General features: G+C 72.2%; 9 protein-coding genes, 1 tRNA gene and 1 pseudogene. 6 read left to right on the top strand and 5 right to left on the bottom strand.

Annotated features, from left to right (window positions below):
- Genes LGI35_RS26120 through LGI35_RS26135 form a run of 4 tightly spaced genes read left to right on the top strand, consistent with a single transcriptional unit; the run spans position 1 to position 8561 of the window.
- Entirely contained in the window at positions 1–4788 is a 4788-nt protein-coding gene (locus LGI35_RS26120) for a hypothetical protein (protein WP_227296749.1), read from the top strand.
- Positions 4785–5246 carry a hypothetical protein gene (locus tag LGI35_RS26125; RefSeq protein WP_227296750.1) on the top strand — a complete coding sequence of 154 codons (462 nt, stop codon included), beginning with the start codon at positions 4785–4787 and terminating at the stop codon, positions 5244–5246. Before LGI35_RS26120 ends, LGI35_RS26125 begins: the two co-directional genes overlap by 4 nt.
- On the top strand, positions 5230–5901 hold the full coding sequence (locus LGI35_RS26130; protein ID WP_227296751.1) for a hypothetical protein: 672 nt from the start codon (positions 5230–5232) through the stop codon (positions 5899–5901). The genes LGI35_RS26125 and LGI35_RS26130 overlap by 17 nt, the downstream gene beginning before the upstream one ends.
- Positions 5902–5933: 32 nt before the next feature.
- Positions 5934–8561, top strand: coding sequence for an Hsp70 family protein (locus tag LGI35_RS26135; protein WP_227296752.1), 2628 nt, complete (start codon positions 5934–5936; stop codon positions 8559–8561).
- A gap of 366 nt (positions 8562–8927) precedes the next feature.
- On the opposite strand, the gene LGI35_RS26140 is transcribed toward LGI35_RS26135, so the two are convergent.
- The 3 genes from LGI35_RS26140 to LGI35_RS26150 all read right to left on the bottom strand — a co-directional run bounded on the left by LGI35_RS26140 (position 8928) and on the right by LGI35_RS26150 (position 12044).
- The gene (locus LGI35_RS26140; protein ID WP_227296753.1) at positions 8928–11006 is read right to left on the bottom strand and encodes a CHAT domain-containing protein; all 2079 of its coding nucleotides are present in this window, start codon (positions 11004–11006) and stop codon (positions 8928–8930) included.
- The gene (locus tag LGI35_RS26145) at positions 11003–11428 is read right to left on the bottom strand and encodes a hypothetical protein (protein ID WP_227296754.1); all 426 of its coding nucleotides are present in this window, start codon (positions 11426–11428) and stop codon (positions 11003–11005) included. Before LGI35_RS26145 ends, LGI35_RS26140 begins: the two co-directional genes overlap by 4 nt.
- A 127-nt stretch (positions 11429–11555) precedes the next feature.
- On the bottom strand, positions 11556–12044 hold the full coding sequence (locus LGI35_RS26150) for a YajQ family cyclic di-GMP-binding protein (RefSeq protein WP_116511131.1): 489 nt from the start codon (positions 12042–12044) through the stop codon (positions 11556–11558).
- Positions 12045–12260: 216 nt separating this feature from the next.
- Here LGI35_RS26150 and LGI35_RS26155 point away from each other — a divergent pair.
- Positions 12261–12342, top strand: a tRNA-Tyr gene (locus LGI35_RS26155).
- A 132-nt stretch (positions 12343–12474) separates the two neighbouring features.
- On the opposite strand, the pseudogene LGI35_RS26160 reads toward LGI35_RS26155, so the two are convergent.
- Both LGI35_RS26160 and LGI35_RS26165 read right to left on the bottom strand, forming a co-directional pair.
- Positions 12475–13887: pseudogene (locus tag LGI35_RS26160) on the bottom strand (tyrosine-type recombinase/integrase).
- Between the two features lie 64 nt (positions 13888–13951).
- Positions 13952–14140 carry a helix-turn-helix transcriptional regulator gene (locus tag LGI35_RS26165; protein WP_227296755.1) on the bottom strand — a complete coding sequence of 63 codons (189 nt, stop codon included), beginning with the start codon at positions 14138–14140 and terminating at the stop codon, positions 13952–13954.
- A gap of 434 nt (positions 14141–14574) precedes the next feature.
- Here LGI35_RS26165 and LGI35_RS26170 point away from each other — a divergent pair, with 434 nt between their 5' ends.
- Positions 14575–15504, top strand: a complete 930-nt coding sequence (locus tag LGI35_RS26170; protein ID WP_227296756.1) for a calcium-binding protein — start codon at positions 14575–14577, stop codon at positions 15502–15504.
- The last annotated feature ends 23 nt before the right edge of the window (positions 15505–15527 follow it).

A 15527-nucleotide genomic window follows, 5' to 3' on the forward strand; every position in this document is an offset into this window, starting at 1 on the left:
GTGGAGCCCCAGCGGTCCCTGAGGAAAGGTCTGTCCCGGCGCGGCCGGCTGGAGAACGCCTGGGCGAGCGCGCTCGCCGACGCCGATCCGCGCGCCGGCCTCGTGAGCCTGCGCGTGGTTCTCACGGGCATCGAGGAGTACCAGGACCGCACCGCTGACCTGTGGCCCTCCTTCCAGCAGTCCTTCCTCGGCCCCCGCTTCCTGCCCCTCGTCGAGGCCGCCGACCTCGACCGGCTCGCCCAGGTCGGCGAGCGCATGGCGGCCGAGGGGCGCATCGGACTCCACCAGAGCTGGGTCCCGCTCGCCGACGCCGCCGTGGCCCGGTCCGACGCAGGTGACCGGGACTTCGCGGTGTCCCTGTACACGCGGCTCTACCGCAGCGCGTTCGTCCACGAGGAGTCCCGCTCCATCGCCGCCACCGCCCTGGCCAGGCTCGGCGCCGACCAGGACGACCAACTGGCCGTCTACGTGGACATCTTCAGGCGGTACGCGACCGTGCCGCCCGAAGTGCGCCAGATGACGGGGCGCCTTCTCGGAGCCGGGTTCGCCGACGAGACGGGCCGCGTGGAGCGGGCCTACGCGTTCGCCACGCAAGTGTCCGCGGCGGGCCTGCGCCTCGCCGGCCTCGACCGGACGCTCGGCCTCGGCGCCCTGCTGCTGCACCGCGCAACGGCCGACGCGGCCGACCACTTCACCCGCGCCTGCACCGCCGACCCCACCGACGGCGAGGCCCTGCGCGGTCTCGTCGCCGCCCGCCTGCACAGCGGCGCGTACGCCGAGGCCCTCACCGCCGTACGCGGACGGGAAGCCGCCCTCACGCCGCGCGGCGCCGAACTGACCGACCTGTGCCGGATGCTGGAGTGGCTCGAACTGGACCCCGGCCGCGACGGACCCCCGGGCCCCGCCACCCCGGCCCCGCTGACGGCCGTACGGCTCGCCACGATCGGCGACGGCGGCGACAGCCGTCCCTGGGGCCGCTACGCCCAGGGGCGTGCCCAGCTCCTCGAAGGCCACGCCGACCTGGCCGCCAAGAACCTCGTCGTGGTCGCCGACGAGTTCCCGGACCGGACCGACCTCGGCTATCACGCGGCCTGGGCCCAGCTGCTGTGCGGCGAACACGAGGCGGCGGGACGCCGCTGCCGCGCGCTGCTCGCCGTCGGCGACGCGCGCGCCTGGCCGCTCGGCTGCCTGCTGGCGGACGCCGATCCAGGCCACCGCGCCACCGACGAGGAACGTACGGTCATGAAGGGCGCGGCACACGCCTTCACCGCGGTCGTCACGGCCCGGCTGAGGCTCGCCGGGGGACAGGAACCCGGAGTCGACCTGGCCTGGGACCCGCTCGGCGCCGAGGGTGCCACCGTCCCGGAACTCCTGGAGGCCCTGCGCACCCTCCTCGGCGTCGAGGTCGCCGGCGGCCGCCGGAACGCGGTCGCCCACCTCACCGCCCTCTCCCTCTTCGGCCGCCTGCCCCTGCCGGAACAGCTGTTGTGGCGCGGCCTGTCGGCCCTCCCGGAAGACCGCGACCGGGCCCACTCCCTGCTCGAACAGGCCCGCGGCCAGGGCCACGACCGCGCCACCCTCGTCCTCGCCGTGACCGAACTGAACGCCGGACACCCCGACCGGGCGGCGGACCTGCTCGACGGCGTGCGCGGTCCCAAGGCCGAACTCGTCCGCGCCCGCGCCGAACTGGCCCTCGGTCGCGCGGCCGACGCCGGGCGGCGCCTCGACCGCCTGCCCACGCCCCGGGCCCGCTACGAAAGCGGCGTACTGGCGCTGCGCGAGGCCACGGCGCTGTGGGCCGGCGGGGAGACCGACCGGGCCGTGCAGCGCGCCGGGTGGGCGGCGGCGCGGCTCATCGACGCGCAGGTCACCGGGCCAGGCGCCCTCCCGGCCGTTCCCGCCGACGCCGGACGCCTCGCCCGTGCGGCCCGCCTCCTCGCCGAACGCGCGGCACGCCCCGCCGACGGTACGGGCGCCGCACCGTGGCGCATCGTGCGGCATCACCCCCGTACGGCCTGGCTGCTCGGGCTCGGACAGCTGCTGGTGGAGCCGCGCGGGGCGGAGCCCGTACTGGTGGAGGCGCTGGTGGGGTGGGCGGGGGAGGCCGATGGGCCGACCGCCGCTGATGTGGGCGACGCCCGCGCTGTGGAAGTGCTCGCCATGGCCCTGGGACGGGCCTGTCTGCTGGGCGAAGACCGCACTGTGCAGAGCGAGTTGGCCGGGGCGCTCGGTGTGCTCGCGGAGGCCTGGCCGCTGCCGGTGGTGGCGCGCGAGGCCCGTCGTGCCGCCTCACTGGCCGGGCCGCACGACGAGACGGCCAAGGACACGGACGCGACCGCGACCGCGACCGCGAACGCGGATGCGGATACGGATGCCGCGGCCGAGGTCAGGGGCGACCCGCTGCTGGCCCTGCCCCTCGCGGCGGCCGCGCTCAAGGCCGGCGACAGGGCGGATGCGGTACGGCTGCTGCGGGCTGTGGGCGACGCACTCGACGGGGGCGGGGAGGGCGACGTACAGGATGGTGGCGCCGAGGGCCCGGAGGGCGACGTCCAGGATCAGGGCGCGGGGGGCGCGGACGGCACCGGCACCGAAGAGGCCCATCGCGCCGCCGCTCAGGTCGTCGCCTTTCTCGCCCAGGCCCTCGAAGGCAAGCCGCCCGCCGAGCTGCCGTCCGTCGGTGGCGACCCCGCCCTGCCCGCCCCGCTTCTCGTCGTCCAGGCGGCCGGACACCTCCCGGCCCAGCGCGCGAAGGCCGCCGAGGCGCTCACCCTGGCCCTGCGCGATCACGACCTGACCGGCCTGGTCGACGTGGCCGCGACCCTGCCCGCGCTCTGCGCCAGGGTGGCCCGCGCCAGGCGGCGGGACGGCCGCGCCCAGGCCCTGGGGGAGGTCGTACGCCGTCTGGCGGACCGCCTCACCGGGGACTCGCCGGAAGCGGACGGCCTCGTACCGTTCGACGCCGTCACCCTCGCCCGGTGCGCCGCCGCCGTCGGGGAGCACGAACTCGCCGACAGGCTGTGGCGGCACGCCCTGAACGCCGATGCCGACGGGGACACGGCCGCCGCCGAGTACGGGAAGTACCTGTGCCACCGTGCGGTGGCCGCCAAGGCGGACGGTGACCCCGCACGGGCCCTGGACCTCCTGGGCCGGGCCGCCGGTCATCTCCCTGGGGAGCACGCCGCCCACCGGCACCGCGCCGACCTGGAGCGCAACGACCGCTCCGACGCCCTCCTCAGTCACCTCTTCCCGGACGCGGCCCCGTCCTGGGAACGCCCAGGCAGGCTCCCGGCCGTGGAAGACGCGATGGCCGAGCACCCGGTGTGGCAGGCGCTCGGGGCGGACCGAGCGGGCGTCATAGAGAGGGAGTTGACGCGGTTCTTCGCGCGCAGGGCCGCCCGTAACGACATCCCCGTACTGCACTCGATGGCCGTGGTCTACCGCGAAGAGGCCCTAGCGCGGCTGACCCGCACGGGAGCCGCCGACGAGGACCTGGTCACCGCGACCGTCCTGTGGGTCCTGCTGCTGTGCCACCCGGGATTCTGGGAGGCGTTCGCCGACCGCTCGGGGGCCGACGGCACGGGAAGCCCCGGCGCCGACGCGGCGACCGGCGCCGACGCCGAGTATCTGCGCACCTCCCTGACCGACGAACTCCTGACCCTGCACCGCAGCCACGGCGCGCGGGCCCTCGCCGAGCACCGCGAGGACCAGGCCCGCCTCCATCTGAACTGTCTGACCGCCCTGCGCCAGGGCACCCATGTCACCCGCACCCTGCTGGCCGAGGGGCCCCTGGCCGGGGTGCTGCCGGGCGTCGACGAGGACCTCTTCGCCGCCGTCTCGGACCGCGCGGGCGCCCTGCTCGACGACTGGTCCACCGACCTGGTGCGCGCGGCCGAGAAGCGCGTCGACGACCCCGAGCGGGTCCGCGCCCTGCCGGACGGCATCGACAAGGACTACGAAGAGGGCATCAGCGGCCTGGCGAACGCCGTCGACCACGGCTTCGCACCCAGGAACGTCCTGTGCACCGTCGTCGCCTGGCACAACGAGTGGCAGAACTGCCTTTACCAGATGGGCGACCGGGACCACATGCGCACGGTCGTGACCCAGGCCGTGCGGTACGCGGAACTGCTCGCCCAGGGCGCGGTGAAGGGACGCCCGCACCTGCGCGAGAACCAGCTGCTCGCCGCCCACTACGTGGACCGCGGCCTCCTCGACCGGGACACCGGCAAGGCCATCGCGTACTTCGAACTGGCCATGGAGTGGAACCCGGCCAACACCAACGCGCCGCAACTCCTGGAGCAGTACCGCCAGGACGCCCTGTTCAGCGCCGCCCTCGAACACATCAAGGCGCGCCGCTACCCGAAGGCCCTCGCCGAACTCGACCGCGTCCCGAGGACCGACGCGACCGGGAAGACCCTGGACCGGCTCCGCACCAGCACCCTGATCAACCACGGCTACGTCCTGCTGGAGGCCGAGCGGCTCGACGAGGCGGAGCGCTCGGTGCGCGACGCGGAACGCGTCGCGGCCGCCGGCGACGACCCCAAGATGCGCGAAGAGGCCGCCAAGGCGCTGCGCGCGGTGGCGACCGGGATGAACAACCGCGCGGTGGCCATGAGCAACGCCGCGCTCAGCAACCTCGAACGCTCCGTCCGCATCGGCCCGAACGCCGTGGAGGGTGAACTGCGGGCGGCCGTCGACCTGTTGCGGCGGGCGGAGCGGATCGCCCCGGAAGCCGCCACCCGGGACAACATCACCCGTATCGAAGACCTCCTGCGAAGGCTGCGCCCATGACGACACTGCCGTCGGCGAACCGTCGGCCCAACCCCTTCCACGTACTCGGACTCCCCGTCGACGCCATCGAGGCGCACATCGTGGAACGCGCCGAGGAAGGCATCCAGACCGCGTCCACCGCCCAGGACCGCGACCTCTACGACTGGGCGATGCGGGAACTGATCCGCAACCCGAGGGCCCGGCTGCGGTACGAGGTGACCGAGCCGCCGGGCACCGACTACCGCGACCGCCGGTGGGACGCGTTCGCCCGCACTCACCGCACCTACCCGGCCGACCTCGGGGGCCAGAACCTGCGGCCCGAGGACTTCGACCTGCCGGAGGCGCTGCGCCGCACCGCCCGCGCCCTCGCGGCGGCGCCCGTGGCGGGGGCGGACGACGCCCTGCGTACGGCTCCTGCGGCAGCCCGTGCCCAGGACGAGGAACCGGAACTGGAGGTGCGCGATGTCCTCTTCGGATGAGCCCGACGCCGTGCGGCCCGGGTGGGAGAACTTCGCCGAGCGCCCCGTCCCCGAGGTCCACGGCGCGACCACCGCACCGGAGGCCGAGCTGGCCGGCGTACTGCAGCGCCGCCACGAGGAGCTGGCCGCCGCCCGCGGCGCCTCCGCCTCGGCCGCGACGCGCGTGCACGCCACGCTCTTCGAACTGGCCATGCTCATCGGCACGCTGGAGCAGCAGGTCAACAGGGCGGGGGATCCGCGCGAGGCCGTGGACGAGAAGCTCCGGCACCGTGAGCTGAAGAACGTGAAGGACCGGATGCTCGACGTGCTGCGCGGCGCCGGCGTGGAGGTGCGCGACCCGAAGGGCCTGACCGCCGACGAGGTCCTGGACTGGGCGGACCCCGTGCACTGGCTGCAGAGCCCGGAGTTCGACGCCGAGGTCGTGGCCGAGACGAACGAGTACGCGGTCTTCCACGACGGCGCCGTGGTGCGCTTCGCCCAGGTCGTCATGGGCGCCCCCGCCCCCGCCCCGGCCCCCGCCCCCGCCTCCAAGCCCGAGCCGAAGCCCGAGCCCGAGGCACCCCCCGAGCCGGATCCCCGGGTGAAGCCGGTGAAGCCCGAGCCCGACGCCGAGATGCCGCCGCCGGGACAGACACCTGCACCCACGGACACCTGAACGAGCAGGCCAAGAAGGAGCGGTCACCCCACATGAGCCAGCAGATCGTCAGCAAGGCCGTAGGCATCGACCTCGGCACGACCAACAGCGCCGTAGCCGTGATGAACCCCTCCGACAGCGACATCGTGATCCACCGCGATCCGGTCTCGAAGTCGTACACGACACCCAGCTGCGTCTGGCGCAGCCCGGCCGGCGGTGAACTGGTCGTGGGCCGGAAGGCGTTCGCCCGCAAGGGCAGCACCCCGGAGCCGGTCACCTCGGTGAAACGCCTGATGGGCAGCCGTACGACCGTCGACCTGGCCGGCGAGGAGTACACCCCGGCGCAGGTCTCGGCCGCGATCCTGGCCGAGATGAAGCGCCGGATCGAGACGGACGTGGCGGCGTTCGACAGCCCGGACGTCCGCTGGATCGTCGACCGGGCCGTGGTGACGGTGCCGGCCTACTTCGACCAGCCGCAGATCGACGCGACCCGCAAGGCCGCCGAGCAGGCCGGTCTCGAAGTCCTCGGCCTGCTCCACGAGCCGACCGCCGCCGCCAGCCACTACTGCTGGCGCACCACCACCCGTAACGGCACCTTCCTCGTGTACGACCTCGGCGGCGGCACCTTCGACGTCAGCGTCCTGCGCTGCACGGAGGGCACCTTCGAGGTGCTCGGCATCAGCGGCAACAACCGCCTGGGCGGCGACGACATCGACGAGGCCTTCGCCCGGCACCTCCAGAAGATGCTCCAGGCGGACGGCTACGCCCTCGACCTCGACCCCGAGAACGACCCCGAGGACCGGCTCCGCTTCAGTCAGCTGAAGATCCTCGCGGAGGGCGCGAAGAAGGCGCTCACGGACCAGCCCGACTACATGCTCCGCGACACCGGGCGCCTCACCGACCAGGAGAAGCGGCCGGTCGTCATCGACGCGCTCCTGGAGCGGCCCGAACTGGACGACATCGCCCGCCCGTTGATCGAGCGGACCTTCGCCTACTGCGACGAGGCCCTGCGCCGCGCAGGCGAGCGGGCCGGCATCACGCTCGCGGACGTCGACCACATCATCCTGGCGGGCGGCTCGACCCATATGCCGCTGGTCAGGGAGATGGTGACGCAGGAACTCTGCGCGAACCCCGCGCCCGGCTCCGCCCGCCAGGTCCGCGCGGCCTGCGAGGCGCCGGTCGTCGAGCACGCCGACACGGCCGTCGCGCTGGGCGCCGCGGTGCGCGCCGCGGCCGTCGGCGGCCTCGCCGTCTACGACGAGGCCCGCACCGTACGCGTCTCCTTCCACGGCTTCGCCGCCACGGGTTCCGCGGCCACCCATGTCGGGGGCACGGTCCAGGCGCTGGCCGAGGGCCTCGACCTCTCCGGCGGCCGTGTCCACCTCACCACCACCGGCTTCGAGGACGAGGCGGACCTCTCCGAGGAGGGCGCCTTCGCCTTCACCCAGGTCCCGGTGCAGCCGGACGCGGAGAGCCTGCTCACCTTCGAGGTGTACGACGCCGAGGGCGACGTGGTCGCCACGGCCGGCCGCGCGCTCGCCCACAGCGCGCGGCCCGGCGGCGGCGGGGGAGGGGCGGCCATCACGGCCAAGTCGGTCCTCCTGGAGGTGGACCTGGGCGACGGGCGCACCGGCCGCCGCGAACTGATCCCGGCCATGCAGCAGCTGCCCTTCGAGGCCGACTTCGACTTCGGGCACCCCGGCCGGGAGCAGGTCGAGCTGCGGCTGTTCCAGCAGGCCGTACCGATCCAGGTGATCAAGGTCGTGGTTCCCTCGTCGACGCCGCGGGGGACGGCGATCCGGATGAACGTGGCCATGCAGGAGGACGCGTCCATCACCGTCCGCGGCTCGATCGGCGAGGACACCACCTTCGACGCCCTGCTCGAAGTGCCGGTGGACCCGCCGATGCCCGACGCGTCGGTGGTCGAGGAGCTCTACCACCGCTTCGAGGAGAACGTCGGCTATCTCGCGACGGGCCCGCAGACCGTGGTCCGCGCCAAGTGGACCAAGGCCCGCCGCGCGTTCGAGGAGGCCCGCGACCGGGGCGACGTGGCGGCGGCGGTGCACGAGTTCCGCGAGCTGGAGGAGATCGTGGCCGTCCTGGGTGAGGCCGACCAGGAACTCCAGCCGCCCAAGCGGGAGTTCGACGCCCTGGTCGACGACTGCCTGCGGCTGCACGCCCATCTCTCCGAGTCGGGACCGGCGGGCGACAAGCCGTTCGACGGCCCCGAGGTGATCCGCGCGATCGAGGCCCAGCGCGCCGAGGGTGAACGCGCCCACGCCGCCGGTGACCAGCGCAGGTACGGCGAGGCGATCGCCCAGCTCCAGGGCCACTTCACCTATCTGAGGGGCCTGCTGCGCTCCTCCTCGGGCGGGGAGCTCTCCCCGCAGGAGCGCGCCGAGGGCCTGCTGCGCTTCGGGTTCCAGCAGGCGGAGGAGCTGAGCCGGGTCGCCGTGGCCACCGGCAGAACCTCGGAGGAACGCGACCTGACCGACGTGCGGAACAGGCTGGAGCAGCTCGTGCCCCTCCTCGCCACGAACCCGGAGCAGGCGGGCCAGGAGGCGGGCAAGCTGGTCGCACGGCTGCGCCAGTTGGCCCAGATCCTGCTCACCGAACGGGCCGAGGCCGTCGGCATCCCGGTCGACAGCCCCGGGAACCGGTCCGCAGGGGGGAACTGGTGACGCCGGACCCGGGCCGGCTGGCCTGCCCCCTGCCGCGCTGCCGGGCCGTCAACAGCGCGACGGCGGAGACCTGTCAGTCCTGCGCGACCCCGCTGCGCGCGTGGGCGCGTCTGAGGGCCCACCCGGCGAAGCTCTTCAACGCGGGTCTTGAGGCGGCCAGGTCGGGCCGCACGGCCACCGCGCGCGACCACTTCGCCGCCGTCGTCCACTGGTGCCCCGGTGACGCCGAGGCCCGCAGCGCCCTCGCGCTGGCCTGCCTCCTCCTGGACGACCCGGGGGAGGCCCGCGACCACTGGCACCAGGTCCTCACCCGCCGCCCGAACGACGCGACGGCGCTGAGGGGCCTGGCCCACCTGGACTCCCGGATCACGGAGAGTCCGGATCCCGCGCAGGCTTCGACGCCCCCGCAGAATCCGCAGAATCCGCAGAATCCGAAGCCGCCGAAGCCTCCGGAGAAGGAGCCTCCGGAGAAGAAGCCTGCAACGACTGAATGACCAGCTCCGGCGCCACGCCCAGGCGCCGCAGCATCGTCCGCGCCGTGGAGTCCTCGTCGGTGAGCATCGCTATCAGCAGCGTCTGCTCGTCGACGGGCTCCTGCGCCCCCCGGCAGGCCTCCTGCACCTTGGACAACGTCCGCGAGGAGAACTCCCTCGGCTTGGGGTTCCCGAGCCCTGCCAGCTTCCGGAACGCGGCCGCGCCGTCCTCGCCCTGCGCGGCGAGCGCCCCGCGCAGCGCTTCGCTCCCGACGATCCCGAACGCGCGCAGCATCATGTACGTGCTGATCTTCTTGCGCTGCACCGAGGCGAGCAGCCGCGCGCACTGCACGGCGGCGGCCGCGCGCGGGTCGAGCGACCCGATGTCCACGCGTTCGTCGTCGCCGTGCGCCGGCGCCTCCGAGTGCGGCAGCAGCAGCCGCTCGGGTGCGACCCCGATGAGCTGCAACAGCTCGGCGCAGCTCCCGCCGCCCGTCGCGAGGAACGCCAGCGAGATGTCGTCGACGCCGATGTCCCGCCCGGCCTCCTGGGCCCGCGCCTCGGCCCCGTCGAGGACCCGGGTCACGGTGCCGGACAGCCCGATCCGCGGCCGGTGCCCGTTCACCGCCGTGAGCGACGCGCGGCTCGACCCGGCCTGGGTGCCGCTCCCGGGGGGCGTCTGCCCCTGGATCTCGCGCAGCACCTTGGCCAGCAGATCCATGCGCTGGGACCCGATCCGCGCGGCGGCCCGTTCCCATACCTCCTCGTCCTCCAGCAGGGCCATCAGGAGATCGACGGAGGTGACCAGGCCGCGCACGGCGGCGAACTCCCGTGTCTTACGCAGGAGTTCGGCGGCCTCGGGGGTGAAATCGGGCCGCTCCGGCGCGGTGGGCGGCGGTGGGGCGGGCTCGGCCGCGGTGGAGATCCGCACCTCGGGATCCCCGTAGAGCACGAACGAGGCCCAGGCCCAGTCCGCCCGCTGCTCCAGATCGGCCCGCGCCTGCCGCATCGCGGCACCGGCCGTGATCTGCTCCTGGAGCTGGCCGTAGAAGGCCTCGGCGAAGCGCAGCGCGCTCGCGTCCCCGACCGGCGTCCGGGTACCCACGACGGTCTTGGCCCCCATGACCATGAAGGACATGCAGGCGCTCATGGTCAGCGAGGCCTCGGCGAGCGCCCGCGAGGCCGGTTCGAGCGTGGGGTCGGCGGACGCGCAGCCGTTGATGAAGACGACGGGCGGCGCCCCGAGCCCGGCCAGCGGCTGGAGGGCGTCCATGTCGATCAGCTTCCGGTTGTGCACCATGAGCCCGGCGGCCCCGGCGACCCCGGACACATGCCCCGAGTAGTGGAAGAGGTCGTACGGCTCCTCGTCCTCGGCCAGCTCCTGGATCACCCGGACCAGGGTCGCGTCCCGCCCGATGAGGACGGTGCACGCGACGCCGTGCCCCTTCAGCCAGGCACTGATCCGCTCGGTCTCCTCACGGGCCGACGGCAGATCCCCCAGGGTGTCCCCGACGATCAGCGCCCGCCGCACCTGTGTGCACTCGCGCCCGCCCACCACCGGTCTGCTGACGACGGACCGCCGGCCGAGCTCGTGCACGAGGCCGAGGAAGCTCTCCCCGTCGTGCAGCAGCTCCCACGGCACCAGGGATTCGTTCGTGCTGACCAGGAGCGATCCCGTCGACTCCCTCAGCTGGCGCACCATCTCGCCCGAACCGGCGCGCGGGAAAAGCGAGTTGAAGAGGAGTCTGCCCTTCTGTCTGAGCACTCTGCCCAGCGTCGGATCGTCGTCACGGGCGTCCTTGAGCGCCTCGTCGATGTCCTTGCACAGGTCCTTGACCAGGTCCTGGCTGACATCGACGGCGTGTTCCTGCTCCAGCGGCCCCACCACGGACCCGCCACCGGACTTCAGCCCGTACGCGTACTGGGTGCGCCCCGGACCGTGCGCCGAGGTGCGTACGTCGAGGGTGGTCATCGCCCGTCCTGCCGGTGCAGGTCCAGAAAGCGCGCGATGGCATCGCTCTGCGCGCGGTCCGACGGATACGTGATCTCGAGGCGCTGGTCACCGAGGGTGATGACGACGGACGGGACCACGTCGTCCGCGCCGGCCGGGACCGGCTGCCGCGCCGCCGCCTCCCGGCGCCCGGCGAGCCAGCCGCGTACGGCCTCGACGATCGACACCACGTCCACCGCCCCGCCGACGAGCAGCGTGCAGACCTGGACCAGCTCGGCGACCCGCTGGTCGGAGGAGGGTGCGGTGAGTCGTACCTGGTCGACACTGGCGGCCCCCGCGGCCGTCAGCGCCTCGTGGAGGGTGGCCAGTTCGGGCCCCGGATCCGGCCCGTGCAACGCCAGTTCGAGAGTGGAACCTGCGCCGACCGTGGGTTCTGCCGCCACAACAACCTCCAGTGCCCTGTGGGCAGCGGGAATCTAGTCCCACCAGCCTCGCACCGGGAGCGGCGGCAGACCATCACGTCAGGGCAATTGCCCCTGCTTCAGTGACAGTTGCGGTCACCCGCAGTCCCTACCGGTAGTTCACGAACTGCAGCGCGAAGTCGAAGTCCTGGCCCTTCAGCAGCGCCTGCACGGCCTGGAGGTCGTCGCGGCTCTTCGAGCTGACCCGCAGCTCCTCGCCCTGGACCTGCGCCTTGACGCCCTTGGGGCCCTCGTCGCGGATGATCTTGGCGACCTTCTTGGCGTTGTCCTGAGAGATGCCCTCCTCGATGGAGGCGAAGATCTTGTACTCCTTGCCGGAGAGCTGCGGCTCTCCCGCGTCCAGCGCCTTCAGCGAGATCCCGCGCTTGACCAGCTTGGTCTGGAAGACGTCGAGGATCGCGTTGACGCGGTCCTCGGAGTTCGCCTCCATCAGGATCTTCTCGCCGGACCACGAGATCGAGGCGCCGACGTTCTTGAAGTCGTAGCGCTGCGAGATCTCCTTGGCGGCCTGGTTGAGGGCGTTGTCGACCTCCTGCCGCTCGACCTTCGAGACGATGTCGAAACTGGAGTCGGCCATGTCCTGTGGCTCCTTGTATCGGGTGGTGAAACGGCTTGCGTCTGAATGCGTCATCCACGGCCCTCGGTCCCCGGGCCGCATCCGCAAAGCCTAGCCACCACCCCGCCTCCGGGTGCCGATCAATCGGGTGGCGAAGCACCCCCGTCCATCAGGTATCGTTTACGTCGTTGCCACGGAGCACCGCCCCGAAGCGGAGATCCGAAGCAGCAAACCCATGGCGGTGTGCCCGAGCGGCCAAAGGGAGCAGACTGTAAATCTGCCGGCTCAGCCTTCCCAGGTTCGAATCCTGGCGCCGCCACATGGTGGAGAACCCCCTCCGAACTGCGGAAACGCAGTTCGGAGGGGGTTCTTTTTTTCGAACGGCGATCTTCGCGATTAGCCCGAAAAGCGTGGCTTGTCTCCCCCTGCATCGCCCGCATCCCGGGTCTGATCAGGGCGTGTCCCCCAGGCGTCCCCCGGGGGAAGCACCATCTCCGTCCCATTCCCTCAGGCCAGCCTCGATCTGGCGATTCGCTCGGTCCTGCGCCTGAGCCAGAACCTTCGCGTAGACACGGAGCAGCACGGCCACGGAGTGTCCGGCCCGGCGGGCGACTTCCATGGGGTCGACGCCGGAGAAAAGCCAGTAGGCGGCGCCGGCGCACCGGAGGTCGTCAGGCCGACGGGCGAGCGGCGACTGCTCCTCCTCGGACGTCAGTACAGCCTCGCGGGCCCTCTCCCAGACCTCGCCATATCCCGTGTCCTGAAGCACGCCACCCCGGCTTGTGCGGAACAGGCGACCATCCGGCGCTGTGCCGTGGCGCTTGATGTGTTCCCGGAGCATTGCGACGAAGTGCGGCGGGATGGGCACCACGCGGGAGTCTCGGGCTGCTCGCGCCTTCAGGTGGCGGTCCTGGTGGGCCAGCCCGTCGTCGGTCCAGTCGCGGCCGACGTGGACGATGCCGCCTCGCAGCGTGAACTTGCCCCCGCCGCTCTCCGGTAGGTGGCACTGCGAGGCGGTCAGGCCGCCGGCTTCGGCCGGCCGCATGGAGGCGTAGTACAAGCACCCGAAGAAGGGTTCGAGGTGGATGCCGCGCTCGCCCTGGTTGCGTACGCCTTCCAGTAGGGACCGGATCTGACGGGGGTTGGCGACGCTCGCGGGGTCTACCTCCTCCGTAGACTTCGGGGCCGACCACTTCACGGTGGACAGCGGGTTGACCGGCACGCTGAAGTACCGCCGTTCGACTGCGAGTCCGAGGACGTCGCTGAGGCACGCGCGCTTCCGGCGAGCTGTGCGCCCGGCCGCAGGGGAGCCGTTGAGCAGCGTCGACAGGGCGTCGAGTGCCCGGCGGAGCGTGGCGGGGTCTTCGAGGGTGGCGACGGGCAGCGAGTTCTTCTCAAGCCGGCGCAGCGCGCCCGCGACATCGTCGGGGTGCTCCTCATCCCAACGACTCTTGTTGTACGCCCACGCGTACAGGGCTGTGCGCAGCAAGCGGGGTGACGGTTGTCCGGCGGTGGTCTTCACGAGCGCGGTCGTGATGGTTGCCAGGGCGTCGGCGTCGTTGCGGCGGGACTTGGCGGGGAGCCGGTCCCATCTGCGATCGATGTACGCGCGCGTGTGCTCGTACCAAGTCATGGAGCCGTTCTGCGCGCGCAGTTCTGAAGCAGGGAGACCCGTTTCCGCGTCGAACTGCTCGCCCCTGCGGAGCGAGGTCATCAGCTCCGAACGGCGCCCGTCGGCTTGGGCTTTGACCGTGTAGCTCTTGGAGTGCTTCTGCGTGCCGACAAGTCAGCGGACGCGATAGGGCTTCGGGCGGTCACGGCGAGTCTCGATGCTGTAGATGCGGACGTCGTACGTGAGGGGCATGGCTCTCCGGGCAGACAAAGGGGCCCGCCTCCAGGGGGAGGCGAGCCCAAGACGGCGGGTCCTATCAGGCGGCGCGTTCTTCGCAGCTTTCCCACCACGCATCCAAGTCGGCGCGACTGACGCGGACTTGGCCGTTGGGCAGCTTGCAGAGGCGGGAGGCTTGGCCACGGGCGCGCATGCGGTAGAAGGCTGCGCGGCTCATGTCGATCTCTTCGAGGACTTCGGGGAGCTTGAGCATCTTGGAGCGAGCCATCGTTGCGTCTCCTCGTCTTGAGCCTTCTGGGGAATCCGCAACATCCGCCACGCCGCAACATTGCTGGGCAGAGACTTGGAGGGGCCAGGACGGCCGTCAGAGGGCCCGGCGGAGCAGTGCGGCACCCCTCGTAGTGCCTCGATGGCCTCCGCGACGCCCGCCACCACGGTGCTACTGCGCTGCGGGGCCTGCCCCTCCCCGCGCGTGGTGGCGGGGGCGCGTATCGCACCGAGGACGCCACGCCCCGTGACACAACCCCTGTGCGGCACGACACCGCCGGGTGATGCACCTCACACGCCTCAACTGCCGCGCGCGTACAACCCTTTCACTTCATCGCCGATCAAGACTGTGCGGCCGCTGTGGCCGTGCCTGATTTGGGTCCGCTCGTCCGCGGCCTGCATCCGCCCGTCGATAGCCGATAACGGAGCCTCCTCATGCCCCAGCACTCCCGCAAAAAGTTGACGACCGGCAAGAAGGTGACCCTGGGCGTCAGCGCACTGGCCGCCTCCGGGCTCGCCGTCGGCCTGCTCGTCACACCGTCCGCGACGGCGGGCGGGACCGGCGCGGCTGAGGCGCAGGAGCAGAGCAAGGCCGCGGCCGCCGACGCGTCGGCGGCGAAGGCCGCCGCGCCCAAGCCCAGGACCCTGGCCGCGGGCGCTGCCGACTCCACTGTCGTCTCCGGCGTCACCGTCGACGGCGGCAACAGCGCCCGCGTCGGGACGACGAACACGCAGACGATCACCGTGAAGTGGACGATCAGCGGCGGGTCGAAGCTCTACGGCAGCAACGCGTCGCTCTGGCGCGGCACCGACCGTGACAGCGGACTGGAGCAGTTCCTCAACTCCGAGCAGTTCGAGGCGGACACCGACCCCTGCGTTCAGTCCGGCGACGCCACGTACAGCTGCACGGCCACCTTCAAGATCGACCCCCAGAGCTACCTGACGAACGAGGATGCCGGAGCCTGGAAGATCTCCCTCTGGGCGGTCACCGACGCGGCCACCGACGTGAACACCGACAACGCCATGACCTGGTACCTCAAGCGCTGGTCCCGGCTGAGCAACAACGCGGCCCCCGAGCCTGTCGCCAAGGGCAAGACGATCACGATCACCGGCAAGCTGGAGCGCGCCAACTGGGACACACACAAGTACGCGGGCTACACCCAGCAGACTGTCCGCCTCCAGGAGCGTTCGCTGACCGGCTCGTACGCCACCACCAGCAGCCACATCACCGGCACCGGCAGCCAGGCGGGCGTCGAGAAGCAGACCCGCACCGCCACCACCGACCGCTGCTACCGCTACAAGTTCGAGGGCACCTCCACCACGCCGCCGGTCACCGCCACCGGTGACTGCGTCGACGTGCGCTGAGCCCGCTGACCTGGCTGACCCGC

Source organism: Streptomyces longhuiensis (genome assembly GCF_020616555.1).
GTDB lineage: Bacteria > Actinomycetota > Actinomycetes > Streptomycetales > Streptomycetaceae > Streptomyces > Streptomyces longhuiensis.

Coding starts and splice junctions, on each gene's coding strand:
- LGI35_RS26125 (WP_227296750.1), top strand. CDS start 4,785: ATGACGACACTGCCGTCGGCGAACCGTCGGCCCAACCCCTTCCACGTA.
- LGI35_RS26130 (WP_227296751.1), top strand. CDS start 5,230: ATGTCCTCTTCGGATGAGCCCGACGCCGTGCGGCCCGGGTGGGAGAAC.
- LGI35_RS26135 (WP_227296752.1), top strand. CDS start 5,934: ATGAGCCAGCAGATCGTCAGCAAGGCCGTAGGCATCGACCTCGGCACG.
- LGI35_RS26140 (WP_227296753.1), bottom strand. CDS start 11,006: ATGACCACCCTCGACGTACGCACCTCGGCGCACGGTCCGGGGCGCACC.
- LGI35_RS26150 (WP_116511131.1), bottom strand. CDS start 12,044: ATGGCCGACTCCAGTTTCGACATCGTCTCGAAGGTCGAGCGGCAGGAG.
- LGI35_RS26165 (WP_227296755.1), bottom strand. CDS start 14,140: ATGGCTCGCTCCAAGATGCTCAAGCTCCCCGAAGTCCTCGAAGAGATC.
- LGI35_RS26170 (WP_227296756.1), top strand. CDS start 14,575: ATGCCCCAGCACTCCCGCAAAAAGTTGACGACCGGCAAGAAGGTGACC.